The 17149-nt window shown below is 32.8% G+C and carries 18 protein-coding genes; 17 read left to right on the top strand and 1 reads right to left on the bottom strand.

Annotated elements, in window-relative coordinates; genetic code table 11:
- The first annotated feature begins 6 nt into the window (after nucleotides 1-6).
- The 11 genes from ykgO (at nucleotide 7) to ctlX (ending at nucleotide 9361) form a co-directional block, all read left to right on the top strand.
- A complete protein-coding gene (gene ykgO / locus FLACOL7796_RS15000) occupies nucleotides 7-123 on the top strand; it encodes a type B 50S ribosomal protein L36 (protein ID WP_072945378.1) in 117 nt (38 codons plus the stop codon).
- Between the two features lie 2 nt (nucleotides 124-125).
- The gene (rpsM, locus tag FLACOL7796_RS14995) at nucleotides 126-500 is read left to right on the top strand and encodes a 30S ribosomal protein S13 (protein WP_007803675.1); all 375 of its coding nucleotides are present in this window, start codon (nucleotides 126-128) and stop codon (nucleotides 498-500) included.
- Nucleotides 501-508: 8 nt separating this feature from the next.
- Nucleotides 509-892, top strand: coding sequence for a 30S ribosomal protein S11 (rpsK, locus tag FLACOL7796_RS14990; RefSeq protein ID WP_007803677.1), 384 nt, complete (start codon nucleotides 509-511; stop codon nucleotides 890-892).
- A gap of 95 nt (nucleotides 893-987) precedes the next feature.
- Nucleotides 988-1593: a 30S ribosomal protein S4 gene (gene rpsD / locus FLACOL7796_RS14985; protein WP_026982953.1), complete on the top strand. Its 606-nt coding sequence runs from the start codon at nucleotides 988-990 to the stop codon at nucleotides 1591-1593.
- Between the two features lie 21 nt (nucleotides 1594-1614).
- Complete coding sequence (locus FLACOL7796_RS14980) at nucleotides 1615-2607, top strand: DNA-directed RNA polymerase subunit alpha (RefSeq protein ID WP_026109818.1); 993 nt, start codon at nucleotides 1615-1617, stop codon at nucleotides 2605-2607.
- 36 nt (nucleotides 2608-2643) lie between these two features.
- Entirely contained in the window at nucleotides 2644-3135 is a 492-nt protein-coding gene (gene rplQ, locus FLACOL7796_RS14975) for a 50S ribosomal protein L17 (RefSeq protein ID WP_042565880.1), read from the top strand.
- 253 nt (nucleotides 3136-3388) lie between these two features.
- Nucleotides 3389-4507: a glutamine-hydrolyzing carbamoyl-phosphate synthase small subunit gene (gene carA, locus FLACOL7796_RS14970; RefSeq protein WP_173971572.1), complete on the top strand. Its 1119-nt coding sequence runs from the start codon at nucleotides 3389-3391 to the stop codon at nucleotides 4505-4507.
- A gap of 102 nt (nucleotides 4508-4609) precedes the next feature.
- The gene (eno, locus tag FLACOL7796_RS14965; protein ID WP_173971571.1) at nucleotides 4610-5902 is read left to right on the top strand and encodes a phosphopyruvate hydratase; all 1293 of its coding nucleotides are present in this window, start codon (nucleotides 4610-4612) and stop codon (nucleotides 5900-5902) included.
- 155 nt (nucleotides 5903-6057) lie between these two features.
- On the top strand, nucleotides 6058-7335 hold the full coding sequence (locus FLACOL7796_RS14960; RefSeq protein ID WP_173971570.1) for a citrate synthase: 1278 nt from the start codon (nucleotides 6058-6060) through the stop codon (nucleotides 7333-7335).
- A 65-nt stretch (nucleotides 7336-7400) separates the two neighbouring features.
- A complete protein-coding gene (locus FLACOL7796_RS14955) occupies nucleotides 7401-8315 on the top strand; it encodes a dimethylarginine dimethylaminohydrolase family protein (RefSeq protein WP_173971569.1) in 915 nt (304 codons plus the stop codon).
- Nucleotides 8316-8425: 110 nt separating this feature from the next.
- Nucleotides 8426-9361 carry a citrulline utilization hydrolase CtlX gene (gene ctlX, locus FLACOL7796_RS14950; RefSeq protein ID WP_173971568.1) on the top strand — a complete coding sequence of 312 codons (936 nt, stop codon included), beginning with the start codon at nucleotides 8426-8428 and terminating at the stop codon, nucleotides 9359-9361.
- A gap of 94 nt (nucleotides 9362-9455) precedes the next feature.
- Here the strand turns inward: ctlX and FLACOL7796_RS14945 are convergent, their stop codons facing one another.
- Entirely contained in the window at nucleotides 9456-10085 is a 630-nt protein-coding gene (locus FLACOL7796_RS14945) for a MarC family NAAT transporter (protein ID WP_173971567.1), read from the bottom strand.
- Between the two features lie 151 nt (nucleotides 10086-10236).
- Between FLACOL7796_RS14945 and FLACOL7796_RS14940 the strand changes: the two genes are divergently transcribed.
- The 6 genes from FLACOL7796_RS14940 (at nucleotide 10237) to FLACOL7796_RS14915 (ending at nucleotide 17136) form a co-directional block, all read left to right on the top strand.
- Nucleotides 10237-10602, top strand: a complete 366-nt coding sequence (locus FLACOL7796_RS14940) for a CoA-binding protein (protein WP_173971566.1) — start codon at nucleotides 10237-10239, stop codon at nucleotides 10600-10602.
- Between the two features lie 181 nt (nucleotides 10603-10783).
- Nucleotides 10784-11404, top strand: coding sequence for a recombination mediator RecR (recR, locus tag FLACOL7796_RS14935; RefSeq protein WP_173971565.1), 621 nt, complete (start codon nucleotides 10784-10786; stop codon nucleotides 11402-11404).
- A 70-nt stretch (nucleotides 11405-11474) separates the two neighbouring features.
- Nucleotides 11475-12260, top strand: a complete 786-nt coding sequence (locus tag FLACOL7796_RS14930) for a polysaccharide biosynthesis/export family protein (RefSeq protein WP_173971564.1) — start codon at nucleotides 11475-11477, stop codon at nucleotides 12258-12260.
- Between the two features lie 15 nt (nucleotides 12261-12275).
- Nucleotides 12276-14723, top strand: a complete 2448-nt coding sequence (locus tag FLACOL7796_RS14925) for an exopolysaccharide transport family protein (RefSeq protein ID WP_173971563.1) — start codon at nucleotides 12276-12278, stop codon at nucleotides 14721-14723.
- 9 nt (nucleotides 14724-14732) lie between these two features.
- Entirely contained in the window at nucleotides 14733-15716 is a 984-nt protein-coding gene (locus tag FLACOL7796_RS14920; RefSeq protein ID WP_173971562.1) for an SDR family oxidoreductase, read from the top strand.
- Nucleotides 15717-15744: 28 nt separating this feature from the next.
- Nucleotides 15745-17136, top strand: coding sequence for a UDP-glucose 6-dehydrogenase (locus FLACOL7796_RS14915; protein ID WP_173971561.1), 1392 nt, complete (start codon nucleotides 15745-15747; stop codon nucleotides 17134-17136).
- Nucleotides 17137-17149: the final 13 nt, after the last annotated feature.

Genomic DNA, 17149 nt, shown 5'->3' with positions numbered 1-17149 from the left:
TTCACTATGAAAGTTAGAGCATCAGTAAAAAAGAGAAGTCCCGAGTGCATCATTGTGCGTAGAAAAGGGAGATTGTACGTAATAAACAAAAAGAATCCTAGATTTAAACAAAGACAAGGATAATTATGGCAAGAATAGCAGGGGTAGATATCCCAAAAAATAAAAGAGGTGTTATAGCACTTACCTATATCTTTGGATTAGGAAGAAGTAGAGCTATTGAGATTTTAGAAAAAGCTCAAGTTAGCCAAGACAAAAAAGTTCAAGATTGGAATGATGATGAGATCGGAGCGATTCGTGATGCTGTTTCATTTTACAAAATTGAAGGAGAATTACGTTCTGAAGTTTCTTTAAACATCAAACGTTTGATGGATATTGGTTGTTACAGAGGTATTCGTCATAGATCTGGTCTTCCGTTAAGAGGACAAAGAACTAAAAACAACTCTAGAACAAGAAAAGGTAAAAGAAAAACTGTTGCTAACAAGAAAAAAGCAACTAAATAATAAGTAATATGGCTAAAGCAACTGCAAAAAAACGTAAAGTTATCGTTGAATCAACGGGAGAAGCTCATATTTCTGCTACCTTCAATAACATCATCATTTCTTTGACAAACAAAAAAGGTGAAGTTATTTCTTGGTCTTCAGCTGGTAAAATGGGTTTCAGAGGTTCTAAAAAGAATACTCCATACGCAGCCCAAATGGCAGCAGAAGATTGTAGTAAAGTAGCTCTTGAGGCTGGACTTAAAAAAGTGAAAGTTTATGTAAAAGGACCAGGAAACGGACGTGAGTCTGCTATCCGTTCTATTCATAACGGTGGAATTGAAGTTACAGAGATTATCGATGTTACTCCAATGCCTCACAACGGATGTCGTCCTCCAAAAAGACGTAGAGTTTAATTTTATTTATTTATAGTATAAACAAGGTAGAATATAGATTATCGAAGGATTTGACCTGAATTCATAATCTCTACCTTAAATTTAATTTTTTAGAAATGGCAAGATATACTGGTCCAAAAACTAGAATTGCTCGTAAATTTGGCGAAGCAATCTTCGGAGATGATAAATCTTTCGAAAAAAGAAATTACCCACCTGGACAACACGGGATGGCTAAAAAAAGAGGAAAAAAATCTGAGTACGCTGTTCAGTTAATGGAAAAGCAAAAAGCTAAATATTCTTACGGAATTTTAGAAAAACAATTCAGAAATTTATTCAAAAAAGCATCAGCTACTAAAGGTGTTACTGGTGAAGTTCTTTTACAATTATGTGAAGCAAGATTAGATAACGTTGTTTTTAGAATGGGTATCGCTCCTTCTAGAAGAGGTGCTAGACAATTAGTTTCTCACAGACACGTTACTGTAAATGGTGAAGTTGTAAATATCGCTTCTTACCACCTTAAGCCTGGTGATAAAGTTGCAGTTCGTGAAAAATCTAAATCTTTAGAAGCTATCGAACGTTCTTTATCAAATTCAAGTCATGTTTATGAATGGATTACTTGGAACAATGATCTTAAAGAAGGAACTTTCGTTTCTGTACCTGCAAGACTTCAAATTCCAGAAAACATTAAAGAACAATTAATCGTAGAGTTGTACAACAAATAATAATTGACTTAGTCGAAATTTATGGCAATATTTAATTTTCAAAAGCCCGATAAAGTTATCATGATCGATTCAACCGATTTTGAAGGTAAATTCGAATTTAGACCTTTAGAACCTGGTTATGGATTGACAGTTGGTAATGCACTTAGAAGAGTTTTGCTTTCAGCATTAGAAGGTTATGCAATTACATCTGTTCGTATCGAAGGTGTAGATCATGAGTTTTCTACTATTTCAGGTGTTGTTGAAGATGTTACCGAAATTATTCTTAATCTAAAACAAGTACGTTTTAAACGTCAAATTGAAGATATCGATAATGAAGCAGTTACAATTTCTGTTTCTGGTAAAGATCAATTAACAGCAGGTGATTTTCAAAAATTTATTTCAGGTTTCCAAGTTCTGAACCCAGACCTTGTTATCTGTAATTTAGATTCTAAAATCAAATTGAACTTCGATTTAACAATCGAAAAAGGTAGAGGATATGTTCCTGCTGAGGAGAACAAAAAACAGAACGCTGCAATTGGTACTATTTTTACAGACTCTATTTTTACTCCGGTAAAAAATGTAAAATACGCAATTGAAAACTTTCGTGTTGAGCAAAAAACAGATTACGAAAAATTAGTTTTTGAAATCAAAACTGATGGATCTATTAATCCAAAAGATGCTCTTACTGAAGCTGCTAAAGTTTTAATTCACCACTTCATGTTATTTTCTGACGAAAGAATTACACTCGAGGCTGACGAAATTGCACAAACAGAATCGTATGATGAAGAGTCATTGCATATGAGACAATTGCTTAAAACTAAGCTTGTTGATATGGATTTATCTGTGAGAGCATTAAATTGCTTGAAAGCGGCTGAAGTTGATACACTTGGTGATTTAGTATCGTTCAATAAAAATGACCTAATGAAATTCCGTAATTTTGGTAAAAAATCTTTAACTGAGCTAGATGAACTTGTAGCTGTTAAGAATTTAACTTTCGGAATGGACTTAGCTAAATACAAATTAGATAAAGAATAATTCAATCCCGCTTGCGGGATTAAATTTAAAATAGCAATGAGACACGGAAAAAAATTCAATCACTTAAGCAGACAGACTGGACATAGAAAAGCTATGCTAGCTAATATGGCTTGTTCTCTTATTGAGCACAAACGTATTAACACTACTGTTGCTAAAGCTAAAGCGCTTAAACAATTCGTTGAGCCTTTAATCACAAAATCAAAAGAAGATACGACTCACAATCGTCGTATTGTTTTTGCTTACTTACGTAGTAAATATGCGGTAACTGATTTATTCAGAGACGTAGCTGCTAAAGTTGGAGACCGTCCAGGTGGATACACTCGTATCATTAAAGTTGGAAATCGTTTGGGAGATAATGCTGATATGGCAATGATCGAACTTGTAGATTTCAATGAACTTTACAATGGAGGTAAAAAAGAAGTTAAAAAAGCTAAAAGCCGTCGTGGTGGTAAAGCAAAAAAAGCTGAGGAGACTACTTCTGAAGCTCCAGCTGCTGAATCAGAATCGACTACTGAAGCTTCTGAATAATTATGAAAGTAATGATTCTATAGAAATCAAGGATAAGCTAATTTTTAGTTTATCCTTTTTTTTTGGATTTTTTTAAAATAGTTTAAAATGTAACTTATTTTAAAACGTAGGTTTTAATTTTATGAATGAAATTTTTAAAAAATCTTGGAAGCACTCTTTTAAAGAAGTAAATTTGCAAAATATCTAATTACAAATGAAATCAGCAACGCAGGTTTCATGAAACAATTAAAAAAGAAACAATACAAATTAAATAATGAAATACACTACACGACAAAGCGCCATTTTATTACTAAGTGATGGAACTATTTTTCACGGAAAATCTATCGGAATCAGCGGTAAAACTTTCGGTGAAGTTTGTTTTAATACTGGAATGACAGGATACCAGGAGATTTTTACAGATCCTTCTTATTTTGGTCAAATTATGGTGGCTACTAATCCTCATATTGGAAATTATGGTGTTAACGATTTGGAAATAGAATCAGATAGCATCAAAATTTCAGGATTAGTTTGTAAAAACTTTAGTTTTAATTATTCGAGAGAAGATTCTTCAGGAAGTTTAGAGGATTATTTTATTAAACAAAATCTAATCTGTATTTCTGATGTAGATACCAGAGCGCTAGTAAGCTATATTCGTGATAATGGTGCGATGAATGCTGTTATTTGTACAGATGGTACTTCGATTGAAGATTTGAAAAAAGAATTGGCTAATGTGCCAAACATGGAAGGTTTAGAGTTGGCATCAAAAGTTTCTACTACTGAGCCTTATTTTTTTGGAGATGAAAATGCGACTTACAAAATTTCGGCTTTAGATCTTGGTATCAAAAAGAATATCTTAAGAAACCTTGCAAAGAGAGATTGTTACATTAAAGTCTTCCCTTATGATTCAACTTATAAAGATTTGGCAGAGTTTAATCCGGATGGGTACTTTTTGTCAAATGGTCCTGGAGATCCGGATCCACTTTTTGGAGCAATTGAAGTAGCAAAAGAAATTTTAGCGAATGATAATCCTTTGTTCGGAATTTGTTTAGGACACCAGGTAATTGCCTTGGCAAATGGTGTTCAGACTTATAAAATGTTTAATGGTCACAGGGGTATAAATCACCCAGTGAAAAACCTTATTACAGGAAAAGGTGAGATTACTTCTCAAAATCATGGTTTTGCTGTAAATAAAGAAGCGTTGGATAATCATCCTGATTTAGAGATTACACATTTGCATTTAAATGACGAAACTGTTGCAGGTATGCGTATGAAAAATAAGAATTGTTTTTCTGTACAATACCATCCGGAAGCTAGTCCTGGACCGCATGATTCTTCTTATTTATTCGATCAGTTTGTTGAGAATATAAAAGCGGCTTCTGCTAAAACGATGTAGTTAATAAAATAAAGATATTTAATTGTTAAATGTGGTATTTAATATTGAATATTTTTATAATTTCGAAAAATATTTATAATTTATTAATAAAAAACAAAAATAATGAGTATTATAATAAAAGTTCACGCAAGACAAATTTTTGATTCGAGAGGTAATCCTACTATTGAAGTTGATGTAATTACTGAGAATGGAGTTTTAGGTAGAGCTGCTGTTCCTTCTGGAGCATCAACTGGAGAACATGAGGCTGTTGAATTACGTGACGGAGGAAAAGCTTTCTTAGGAAAAGGAGTTTTGAATGCAGTGAACAATGTAAATACTGTTATTGCTGAAGAATTAGTTGGAACTTCTGTTTTCGAACAAAACACAATTGATCAATTAATGATTGATTTAGATGGTACGCCTAATAAATCTAAATTAGGAGCTAATGCTATCTTAGGAGTTTCTTTGGCTGCTGCAAAAGCTGCTGCAAACGAACTTGGATTACCTTTATACAGATATGTTGGTGGTGTTTCTGCTAATACATTACCTGTGCCAATGATGAATATCATCAACGGAGGTTCTCACTCTGATGCTCCTATTGCATTTCAAGAGTTTATGATTTTCCCTGTAAAAGCGACTTCATTTTCACACGCTATGCAAATGGGAACTGAAATTTTTCACAGTTTGAAAAAAGTATTACATGACAGAGGTTTAAGTACTGCTGTTGGTGACGAGGGTGGTTTTGCTCCAAACTTGGCTGGTGGTACTGAAGATGCTTTAGATACTATTAAATTAGCTGTTGAAAAAGCAGGATACACTTTTGGTGACGAAATTGTAATTGCTCTTGACTGTGCTGCTTCTGAATTTTATGTAAACGGTAAATACGATTATACAAAATTTGAAGGAGAAACTGGAAAAATCAGAACTTCAGAAGAGCAAGCTGATTATTTAGCTGAACTTGCTGCTAAATATCCAATTATCTCTATCGAAGACGGTATGTACGAAGACGACTGGAATGGATGGAAATATTTAACTGAAAAAATTGGACACAAAGTTCAATTAGTAGGTGATGATTTGTTCGTTACTAATGTTGAGCGTTTATCAACTGGAATCGAAAAAGGAATTGCAAATTCAATCCTTGTAAAAGTAAACCAAATTGGTACTTTAACAGAAACTATTGCAGCTGTAAATATGGCTAAAAATGCAGGGTATACATCTGTAATGTCTCACCGTTCTGGAGAAACTGAAGATAATACAATTGCTGATTTAGCAGTAGCTTTAAACTGTGGTCAAATTAAGACAGGTTCTGCTTCTCGTTCTGATCGTATGGCAAAATACAATCAATTATTAAGAATCGAAGAAGAGTTAGGAAGTACTGCTTATTTCCCTGGATTAAACGCTTTCAAGATTAAATAATTGTAAGAGTTATATATTAAAATTAAACCATTCGTTTACGCGAATGGTTTTTTTTTGGAGTTTTAACAAATTCATAGCAGTATTCTTTTTTTAATTAGTCTTAAATTCCTTAGATTTGATAAATTATTATTTTAAAGATTTATTTCCGATATATTATGTCAAAAATAGCTACATTAGAAGTAGATGGTCAAAAAATTGAACTTCCGGTAATTACAGGAAGCGAAAATGAATCAGCTATCGATATTAACAAATTACGTGATTTAACTGGTATTATTACTCTTGATCCTGGATATAAAAATTCTGGTTCTTGTAAAAGTGAAATCACATTCTTAGACGGAGAATTAGGAATTTTACGTTACAGAGGATATTCAATCGAAGATTTAGCTGAAAAAGCTAATTTTTTAGAAGTATCTTATCTTTTAATTTTTGGTGAATTGCCAACAGCTCAACAATTAGAGCAGTTTGAAAATGGTATTAAAAAACATACTTTGGTAAACGAAGAGATGAAAAATATCATTGATGGTTTCCCAAAAACGGCTCACCCAATGGGAGTTCTTTCTGCTTTAACAAGTGCTTTAACAGCATTTAATCCAAAAGCGGTAAACGTTGAAAATGAAAAAGAAATGTACGAAGCCATTTGTAAAACAATGGGTAAATTTCTTGTAATTGCAACCTGGACTTATAGAAAAACTATGGGTTATCCGTTAAACTACTATGACAATACACAAGGTTACGTAGAAAACTTTATGCAATTAATGTTTAAATTGCCTACAGGACCTTACTCAGCTAATCCGGTTATTGTTGCTGCATTAGATAAATTATTTATTCTTCATGCAGATCACGAGCAAAACTGTTCTACATCTACAGTAAGAATGGTGGGTTCATCTCATGCTGGTTTATTTGCTTCTATCTCTGCAGGTGTTTCTGCACTTTGGGGTCCTCTTCACGGAGGTGCAAATCAAGCAGTACTTGAAATGTTAGAAGAAATCAATAAAGACGGTGGGGATACTGATAAATTTTTAGCGAAAGCGAAAGATAAAAATGATCCATTCCGTTTAATGGGATTTGGCCACAGAGTTTACAAAAACTTTGATCCAAGAGCTAAAATAATCAAAAAAGCAGCTAAAGAAGTTTTGGAAACTCTAGGAGTTGAAGATCCTATTTTAGAGATCGCTAAAAAATTAGAAACAGCAGCTTTAGAAGATGATTACTTCAAATCAAGAAACTTATATCCAAACGTAGATTTCTATTCTGGAATTATATACAGAGCTTTAGGTATTCCTACAGATATGTTTACAGTAATGTTTGCTATTGGTAGATTACCAGGATGGATTGCTCAATGGAAAGAAATGCGTGAGAATAAAGAACCAATTGGTCGACCAAGACAAATTTATACTGGACACCCGTTGAGAGACTTTAAGTCGAACAAATAAAAATATTTTAAAGCTTCACTTAACTGTGAAGCTTTTTTTATCTTTGGCCAAAATATAATAAAGTTATGTTGCAATTAAATATAAAGAACGAAACGTCAAGACTGCGTGCTGTAGTTTTGGGTTCTGCTGTTCATAATGGGCCGACTCCATCTTTAGATGAAGCCTATGATCCTAAATCTTTGGAACATATTAAAGCGGGAACTTATCCTGTCGAAAAAGATATGGTTGCTGAAATGGATGCTTTTAATGCTGTATTTCAAAAATATGATGTAAAAGTATATCGTCCTGAAATGATTGAGAATTACAATCAAATTTTCGCGAGAGATATAGGTTTCGTTATAGATGATACATTTGTAAAATCAAATATTCTTCCTGATAGAGAGCGCGAGTTAGATGCCATTCAATATATAATCGATCAGATAGATCCTTTAAAAGTAGTTCGTCCTCCGGAAGAAGTTCATATTGAAGGTGGTGATGTTATGCTTTGGAACGATCATGTTTTTATCGGAACTTATAAAGGAAGTGACTATAAAGATTATATTACAGCGCGTACAAATATGTACGGTGTTAATTTTATTAAAGAATTGTTTCCGAATAAAATTGTAAAAGAATTCGATTTGGTTAAATCTAAAATCGAAGCCCGTGATAATGCATTGCACCTTGACTGTTGTTTTCAGCCCGTTGGAAAAGATAAGGGAATTATTTATAAAAGAGGTTTCCGTGAAGAAGCTGATTATATGTATTTAGTTAATCTTTTTGGGAAAGAAAACTTATTTCATATCGAAAGAAACGAAATGTATAATATGTTTTCTAATGTATTTTCTATAGACGAAAATGTTGTCGTTTCAGAAAAAAACTTTACCAGATTAAACAATTGGCTACGTGCAAACGGTTTTATTGTTGAAGAAATTCCTTATGCCGAAATTGCAAAGCAGGAAGGTTTATTGAGATGTTCAACTTTGCCATTAATTAGGGATTAAAAAAAATATATTAAACCATATAAATTAAATAAGAAAATATAAGCTTTGCTGATAAGAGGCTTGTTTTTAAATGAACTTATATAGCTTATATGGTGAAAAACTAAAAAAAGATGAAACAAACGACAAATGCAATAGTAATGATTCGGCCAGTTGCTTTTAGAATGAATGAGCAAACTGCTGTAAATAATTATTACCAAAAAGTATTAGACGGACTTTTGCCAAGTACTGTAAATGCAAAAGCACAGCAGGAATTTGATACTTTCGTTGAAAAATTAAGAGCTGTTGGAGTTGATGTTACGGTGATAGATGATACATTAGAAACAGATACACCGGATAGTATTTTTCCAAACAACTGGGTTTCCTTTCATGAAAATGGAGATGTGGCCCTTTATCCAATGTTTGCAGAAAATCGTCGCCACGAACGTCGTGAAGATATTTTAGACACTCTTGAAGATAAAGGTTTTGAGATTAATAATATAATGGATTACACATCGGCAGAAGAAGATGGTTTTTTCCTTGAAGGAACCGGTAGTTTACTTTTAGACCGTGCTAATGCAAAAGCCTATTGCGCATTATCTCCACGTGCTGATGAAGAACTATTTATCGAATTCTGTGAAGACTTTGATTATGCTCCTGTTATTTTTGAAGCTTTTCAAACTGTCGATGGAGAACGTAAACTAATCTATCATACTAATGTTATGATGTGTTTAGGCGAAACTTTTGCTGTTATCTGTGCCGATTCTATAGATGACAAAAAAGAACGCAAAATGGTTCTTGAAAATCTAAAAGCGGATAAAAAAGAAGTTATTCTGATTACCGAAGCTCAGGTAAATAATTTTGCAGGCAATATGTTAGAAGTTAGAGGAACAAACGATAAGAAATATATCGTTATGAGTGCATCGGCACATCAAAGTCTAACTCCAAAACAAATTGCTCAATTAGAAAATCATGCCGAAATTTTAAGTTCAAGCCTTGATACGATTGAAGCCTGTGGAGGCGGAAGCGCAAGATGTATGATGGCTGAAATATTCTTGCCAAGAAGTTAAGTTTTAAAAATTCAAATAAAAAAAATCCAAATTCCAGACTGAGATATTCAGTTTTTGGAATTTGGATTTTTTTTATTTAAGTATTTTGAATGATTTACATCAAATTTCCTTTAACTATATTAATAATCGAACTTACAATATATTGAATTCCGATAGAAATTACTATAAAGCCAACAATTCTGGAAATCGCCACAATTCCTGAAGCTCCAAGTATTCGCGCTAAATAATGTGCACTTTTTAAAATAGCAAAAATAGCAACTGCAATAGCTAGAATAGCTAGAGAAGATATAATGATTTCTTCTATTCCGTGATGTTCCTGATAAAAAGCAATAAGTAGCGAAATTGATCCCGGTCCCGCCAGCATTGGTATTGCTAACGGAGTCAATGCAATGTCATTACGTTGTTGCGCATCTGTTTCGACCTTTTTATTGATTCCTCGTTTTTTATTGATTTTACCGGAAAGTAACGAAAAGCCAGAATTGACAATTACAATTCCGCCTGCAATTCGAAGCGCATCAATACTGATTCCGAAAAAACTCAGAACATATTGACCAATAAAAAAAGAAACGAGTAAAATGATAAAAACGTTTATGGCTGTCCAAAGCGAAATTCTGGCACGCTCTTCCTGAGAATCATGTTGCGTAAGTCCAACAAAAATGGGCACTGTACCAATTGGATTTAATACCGAAAAAAGAGCAGCAAATAGATAAATGAATAAATCCATGTAATTTTAGTTAATGAAGTAAAAATAGTTATTTTTTAAGATATGAAAGCAAATTCTTGTTAGGATATTATTTTAATTGTTCTTGTAACTAAATCAATAAGCTAAAATAAGCTCGTACTTTTTGATTACTTTTGTGAAATATTTAAAAATAATGAAAAATAAAAAAACTTTAGTTCTGGGTGCAACCACAAAACCAGATCGTTACGCTTATAGAGCCATAAATATGTTAGTCGAAAAAGGACATACAGTTTTAGCAATTGGTCAAAATACAGGAGAAGTTGCAGGTGTAAAAATTCATACCAAAGCAATTCCGGTAAAAAACATAGATACAGTAACTTTATATTTAAATCCTGCACGTCAGCGAGATTATTACAATTATATAATCGAAGCACAACCAAAACGTGTGGTTTTTAATCCTGGAACCGAAAATCCGGAATTGTATCAATTATTAGAATTGAATAATATTAAGGCAGAAGTTGCTTGTACTTTGGTACTATTGGCTACAAATCAATATTAATTTTTTTAGGAGCTATTTCCAGCTGTCCACTATATCTTTTGTGGTGAACCCCACCACAAAAGGATGCCGTTACCATCTGGGCTAGAAAGACCCTTTTGTATCTATAATAAGTATTCTCGATCATATTGAATTTAGTTGTCTCCAAGTCTACTAAACCATTAAAAATATTACTTTTGTCGTCATGGAATTTTCATCAAAATTAATAGAAAAAGCAGTCAATGAAATGTCGCAATTACCAGGAATTGGTAAACGTACGGCATTGCGATTGGTGTTGCATTTATTAAAACAGCCAAAAGAACAAACAGGCTTTTTATCTCAGGCATTATTAAATATGCGTGAGGATATTAAATTTTGCGAAAGTTGCCATAATATTTCTGATACAAAAGTTTGTGAGATTTGTGCAAATTTAGCGCGAAACCATCAGACCATTTGTGTAGTCGAGGATATTCGAGACGTAATGGCGATTGAAAACACAGGTCAGTACAAAGGAATTTATCATGTTCTGGGTGGTAAAATTTCCCCGATAGAAGGCGTTGGTCCAAGTCAGTTAAACATTTCGACTTTGGTCGAAAAAGTAAAGGCAGGAAAGGTAATCGAGATTATTTTTGCATTAAGCTCTACAATGGAAGGAGATACAACTAATTTTTACATTTATAAACAAATTGCAGAATCAGAAATTATAATTTCAACCATTGCAAGAGGTATATCTGTGGGTGATGAATTAGAATATGCAGACGAAATTACACTCGGAAGAAGTATTTTACATCGCGTTCCGTTCGAAAAAACTTTCAAAAACAATTAAATAAACCCAAATAAAGGTTAGATTTTCTGAAGATTAAAGGAAAAGCTATATTTGCGATAAAATTTTAATAATGACAAAAAACGGCTTTTATATATTACTGTTAATTAGTGTGTTGTTTACATCCTGTATTCCAGTAAAGGACTTAACCTATTTGCAGGATAAAAACAGTTCAACAGAACAAAATAATATTGCTGCAGTAGAATCTAAACCTTACAGATTACAGGTAAATGATATTTTAAGTGTCGATATAAAAGCTATTGATCCTAAATTAGTTTCAATCTTTAATACAACAGAAGCAGGAGCAGGAAAATCTGAGTCAACATTATATTTTAACGGATTTACTGTTGATGATCATGGTAATATCAGAATGCCAATTTTAGGAGAGATTAATGTTATAGGATATACTCTTGAAGAAGTTCGTGTTACAATTGAAAAAAAATTACTGGAAGAATATTTTAAAAAAGAGGCTAATATTTTTGTTACTGTAAAATTAGCAGGTTTTAGATATACAATAAATGGTGAGGTAGGAAGTACAGGAACTAAAACATTGTTTCAGGAGCATGTAAATATTATGGAGGCCATCGCAAATGCCGGCGATATAACAATTACAGGAAATAGAAAAGAGGTAACAATAATTCGTCAAACCCCAACAGGTGTACAAATGCATGATATCGATTTAACAGATGTTAATGTAATAAAATCACCTTATTTTTATTTGCAGCCCAATGATTATGTTTATGTAAAACCACTTAAACAAAAAACCTGGGGAACAGGAAAAACAGGTATAGAATCTATTACTACCATTATTACTGTTTTGTCGTTTGCTACAACAGTCTTCCTATTGCTTAAAAACTAAAACTAAATTCAAAGAATGTTAGATATAAAAGATTTTTCCATTTTTGAGAATCATTCAAATTTTGATTTTAAAGGATTCTTGTTAAAGATTCTAAGTTATTGGAAATGGTTTTTAGCTAGTTTAATCATTGCTTTTACAATTGCATATCAGGTAAATATTCGAAAAGAAAAAATTTACGCTATGCAAACGATGGTTTCTATCAAAGAAGAAAGAAATCCGTTTTTTACATCAAATACCAGTTTGGTTTTTAATTGGGGAGGAGTTTCAGATCAGGTAAACGGAATTTCGACAATAATACAATCAAGATCTCACAATGAATTGGTAGTTGATAAATTACAGTTTTACATCGATTATCTTACACAAGGAAAATACAATTTAGTAGACTCTTACGGTGCTGTTCCTTTTTATGTCGTAATTGATAAATCAAAAGGTCAATTGGCTAATACTTTGATTAGCATTAAATTTTTAAGCGCTAACGAGTATGAAATTCGAATTCCTTTCGAAAATAATTCTGTTTCATTAATTACCTATTCTAATAATACTTATAGCAATACCGCTGTTCAGCCAACAGAATTTGTAAAGAAATATAAAGTAGGAGAACAGGTTTCTTTGCCTTTTTTAAATTTGAAGATACAAATAAATGACAATCCCGGTATGTATACAGGGAATGAATATTTTATAAAATTTAATGATTTTGATGGCACTGTATCAGGTTACAGAGGAGTCAATGTTAGTTCTGATGATAAAGGCGGGTCAATATTAACATTATCGATGCAAGGAACAAACAAAGCCAGAATGGTGGAGTATTTGAATGCAACCGTAAAAATGTTAATCAAACTTCAGCTTGACGGAAAAAAACAATTTGCAAACAATACCATACGGTTTATCGATAGTACACTGGTTGCAATGGAGTCGCAATTGAAAGAAACGGGAAGTGAGCTCAAAACCTTTAGAAAAGATAAAAATATTTATGAAATTGAAGGCGGCGGAGAAAAGGTTTCAGATAAAATAATGGATTTTGATGTCGAAAGAGATCAGGTTACAAGAAAAATTGCCTATTACAATTCTTTAAAATCATATTTAAACAATAGCGTCGATTACTCAAGATTACCCGCACCTTCTGTGGCAGGAATAGAAGATCCGAATGTTGTTGTTAATGTTTCAAAACTTATTGCGCTTTCTACACAAAGGTCAGAAATGGCTTATGCAGTAAAAAGTGATAAAATCTTTAAAGATTTTGATAACCAAATGCAGGCAGTAAAAAATGTTCTGCTTGAAAATATAGCTTCTGCAAAAGGATCTTTAATGACAGATTTAGCAATGGTAAACGCTAAAATTGGTCAGGCCGAAAGCACTGTAAAAAGACTTCCGGAAGAGCAGCAGGAATTGTTGAAGATTCAGAGAAAATATGATTTAAGTGATAACATTTATACTGAATTTTTAAAGAAAAGAAATGAGGCCGAGATTGTAAAAGCGTCAAATTTATCCGATCTCCATTTTATTGATCCAGCAAAGGATATTGGTGGAGGCTTAATTGGTCCCAAAACTTCTGTAAATTATATTCTGGCTTTATTCTTAGGAACCTTAGTGCCTTTATTATTTATTTTCGGAATTTTCTTTGTCAATAATTCAATTCAAAATACTGAAGATATTAATAAATTAACTCAAATACCATTAATTGGTGTCGTTGGAGTTAATAAAGATTCTCTGAATTTAGCTGTTTTTGATAAGCCCAAGTCAGCACTTTCAGAAGCTTTTAGAACGATTCGTTCTTCGTTGCAGTTTCTGTATAAAAAACAGCAAGTAAGTGGTTCAAAAACATTGATGATCACATCGTCTATAAGTGGTGAAGGAAAAACATTTTGTTCGATAAATATCGCTACCGTTTTTGCTTTAAGCGAAAAGAAAACCGTAATTATTGGTTTAGACCTAAGAAAGCCAAGATTGGCAGACGAGTTTGGATTGAAAAATCAAATAGGAGTGGTGAATTATTTAATTAAACAAAATAGTTTAGCTGAAATTATAAACACGACTCAAATTCCTAATCTTGATGTTATTCTTTCAGGGCCAATACCTCCAAATCCGTCAGAATTAATTTTGAGTGATGCAATGGGAGAATTGATTACAGAGCTAAAACAACATTATGATTATATTATTCTGGATACACCTCCAGTCGGATTAGTATCTGATGCATTGGAATTGGCACAATATGCTGATGTTACACTTTATATAGTAAGACAAAATTATACTAAAAAAGACATGATCACGTTGCTAAATACCAGAGTGCAACGAGGTGAACTTGCAAACGCGAGTATTATTTTAAATGGTTATGAGAATAAAGCGAAATATGGCACGGCTTATGGATATGGGTACGGTTATGGAGCTTATTCAAACGGTTATCATGATGAAGGAGATAAATTAAGTTTCTGGAAAGAAATTTTGAATAAATTCAAGAAAAAATAATTCGGAATAATGAAAATATCAACTCAAAATACAATTTTAATAACAGGCGGAGCGGGCTTTATTGGTTCGAATTTGTCTGAGTATTTTTTAGGATTAGGGCATAAAGTAGTTTGTCTTGATAATTTTTCTACAGGGCATCGCCATAATTTGAAAGATTTTGTAGGTAATTCTAATTATAAATTAATCGAAGGTGATATTCGAAATATTGTTGATTGTAATTTAGCGGTAGATGGAGTTGATTATGTTTTGCATCAAGCCGCTTTAGGTTCTGTTCCCAGATCTATTAATGATCCTATTACGACAAATGATGTTAATGTTTCCGGTTTTCTAAATATGTTAGTGGCTGCTCGCGATGCAAGGGTAAAACGTTTTGTATACGCAGCAAGTTCTTCAACTTATGGAGATTCTCAGGGATTGCCAAAAGTAGAAGATGTTATTGGTAAACCATTATCGCCATACGCAATTACAAAATATGTAAACGAGTTATATGCTGAAATTTTCAGTAGAACTTATGGCTTAGAGACGATTGGTTTACGATACTTCAATGTTTTTGGAAGAAAGCAAGATCCAAATGGTGCGTATGCGGCAGTAATTCCAAAATTTGTTACTCAGCTAATGAATTATGAAAGTCCGGTAATTAATGGAGATGGAAATTATTCTCGTGATTTTACTTATATAGACAATGTAATTCAGATGAACGAATTGGCAATAACGAGTCAAAATCCAGAAGCTATAAATACAGTTTACAATACCGCATTTGGCGATCGCAATACATTAAACGATCTGGTAGGGTATTTAAAAGAATATCTCTCTGAATTTGATGCTAAAATAGCAGATGTAGAGATTGTTTATGGTGCAAACAGAGCAGGTGATATTCCGCATTCTTTAGCCAGTATAGAGAAAGCAAAAACAATTTTAGGATACGATCCTAAATATTCATTACAAGATGGATTAAAAGAAGCGGTAAGCTGGTATTGGAAAAATTTAAAATAAAATAAGGTTCAAGATAATAGTAAATTAAATGAAAATTACAAAAATTTGTTGCATTGGTGCAGGTTATGTTGGAGGTCCGACAATGGCAGTAATTGCTCAAAAATGCCCACATATTCAAGTCACTGTTGTTGATTTGAACGAACAAAGAATTAAAGATTGGAACGATCCAAATACAGATAATATTCCGATTTACGAACCAGGACTTTCAGAAATAGTTGCCGAAGCAAGAGGAAGAAATCTTTTCTTTTCTACTGAAGTAGAAAAAGCTATTGATGAAGCGCAGGTAATTTTTATATCAGTAAACACGCCAACTAAGACTTACGGAAAAGGAAAAGGTATGGCTGCTGATTTAAAATATATAGAACTTTGCGCAAGACAAATTGCTAAAGTAGCAAAGCAAAATAAAATTGTTGTAGAGAAATCGACCTTGCCTGTTCGTACGGCTGAAGCTATAAAGAGCATTTTAGATAATACAGGAAATGGAGTTCAGTTTCAGATTTTATCTAATCCTGAATTTTTAGCTGAAGGTACTGCTGTAACTGATTTATTAAATCCGGATAGAATTTTAATTGGAGGAGATACAACTCCGGAAGGAGAAGAAGCAATTAATGCTTTAGTTGATGTTTATGCGAATTGGGTTAGTAAAGATAAAATTCTAACCACAAATGTTTGGTCTTCTGAGCTTTCTAAATTAACTGCAAATGCATTTTTGGCACAACGTATTTCGTCTATCAATGCTATGTCTGAATTATGCGAAAAAACGGGAGCGGATGTTAATGAAGTTGCAAAAGCTATTGGAATGGATAGCAGGATTGGACCTAAATTTCTAAAAGCATCTGTTGGTTTCGGAGGTTCTTGTTTTCAAAAAGACATTCTTAATTTAGTTTACATTGCAAAATCATACGGATTAAATGAAGTAGCCGATTATTGGGAGCAGGTAATTATAATGAATGATCATCAAAAAAGAAGATTTTCGAATAAAATAGTTCAGACCCTTTATAATACGGTTGCTGATAAGAAAATTACATTTTTAGGATGGGCTTTCAAAAAAGATACAAACGATACCAGAGAATCTGCTGCAATATATGTAGCTGACGATCTGATTAACGAACAGGCTAAAATTTCTGTTTATGACCCTAAAGTTTCCAGAAATAAAATGCTAAGTGATTTAGATTATCTAGAAACCAGAACAGTGGAAGCAAATAGTAAAGCCTTGTCAATATTTGATAACGCTTATGAAGCCTGTAAAGGATCTCATGCTATTGCTATTCTAACAGAATGGGATGAGTTTACTACTTATGATTGGCAAAAAATTTACGATTCGATGCACAAACCAGCATTTCTTTTTGATGGAAGAAATATTCTGAATGCAAAAGAATTAGAATCAATAGGTTTCATTTATAAAGGAATAGGTTCTTAATTGCAAAAAGTAT

Origin of the sequence: Flavobacterium bizetiae (genome assembly GCF_902804475.1) — a bacterium.
In the GTDB taxonomy this organism is placed as follows: Bacteria; Bacteroidota; Bacteroidia; order Flavobacteriales; family Flavobacteriaceae; genus Flavobacterium; species Flavobacterium bizetiae.
This window is presented reverse-complemented; position numbering and strand designations above follow the sequence as displayed.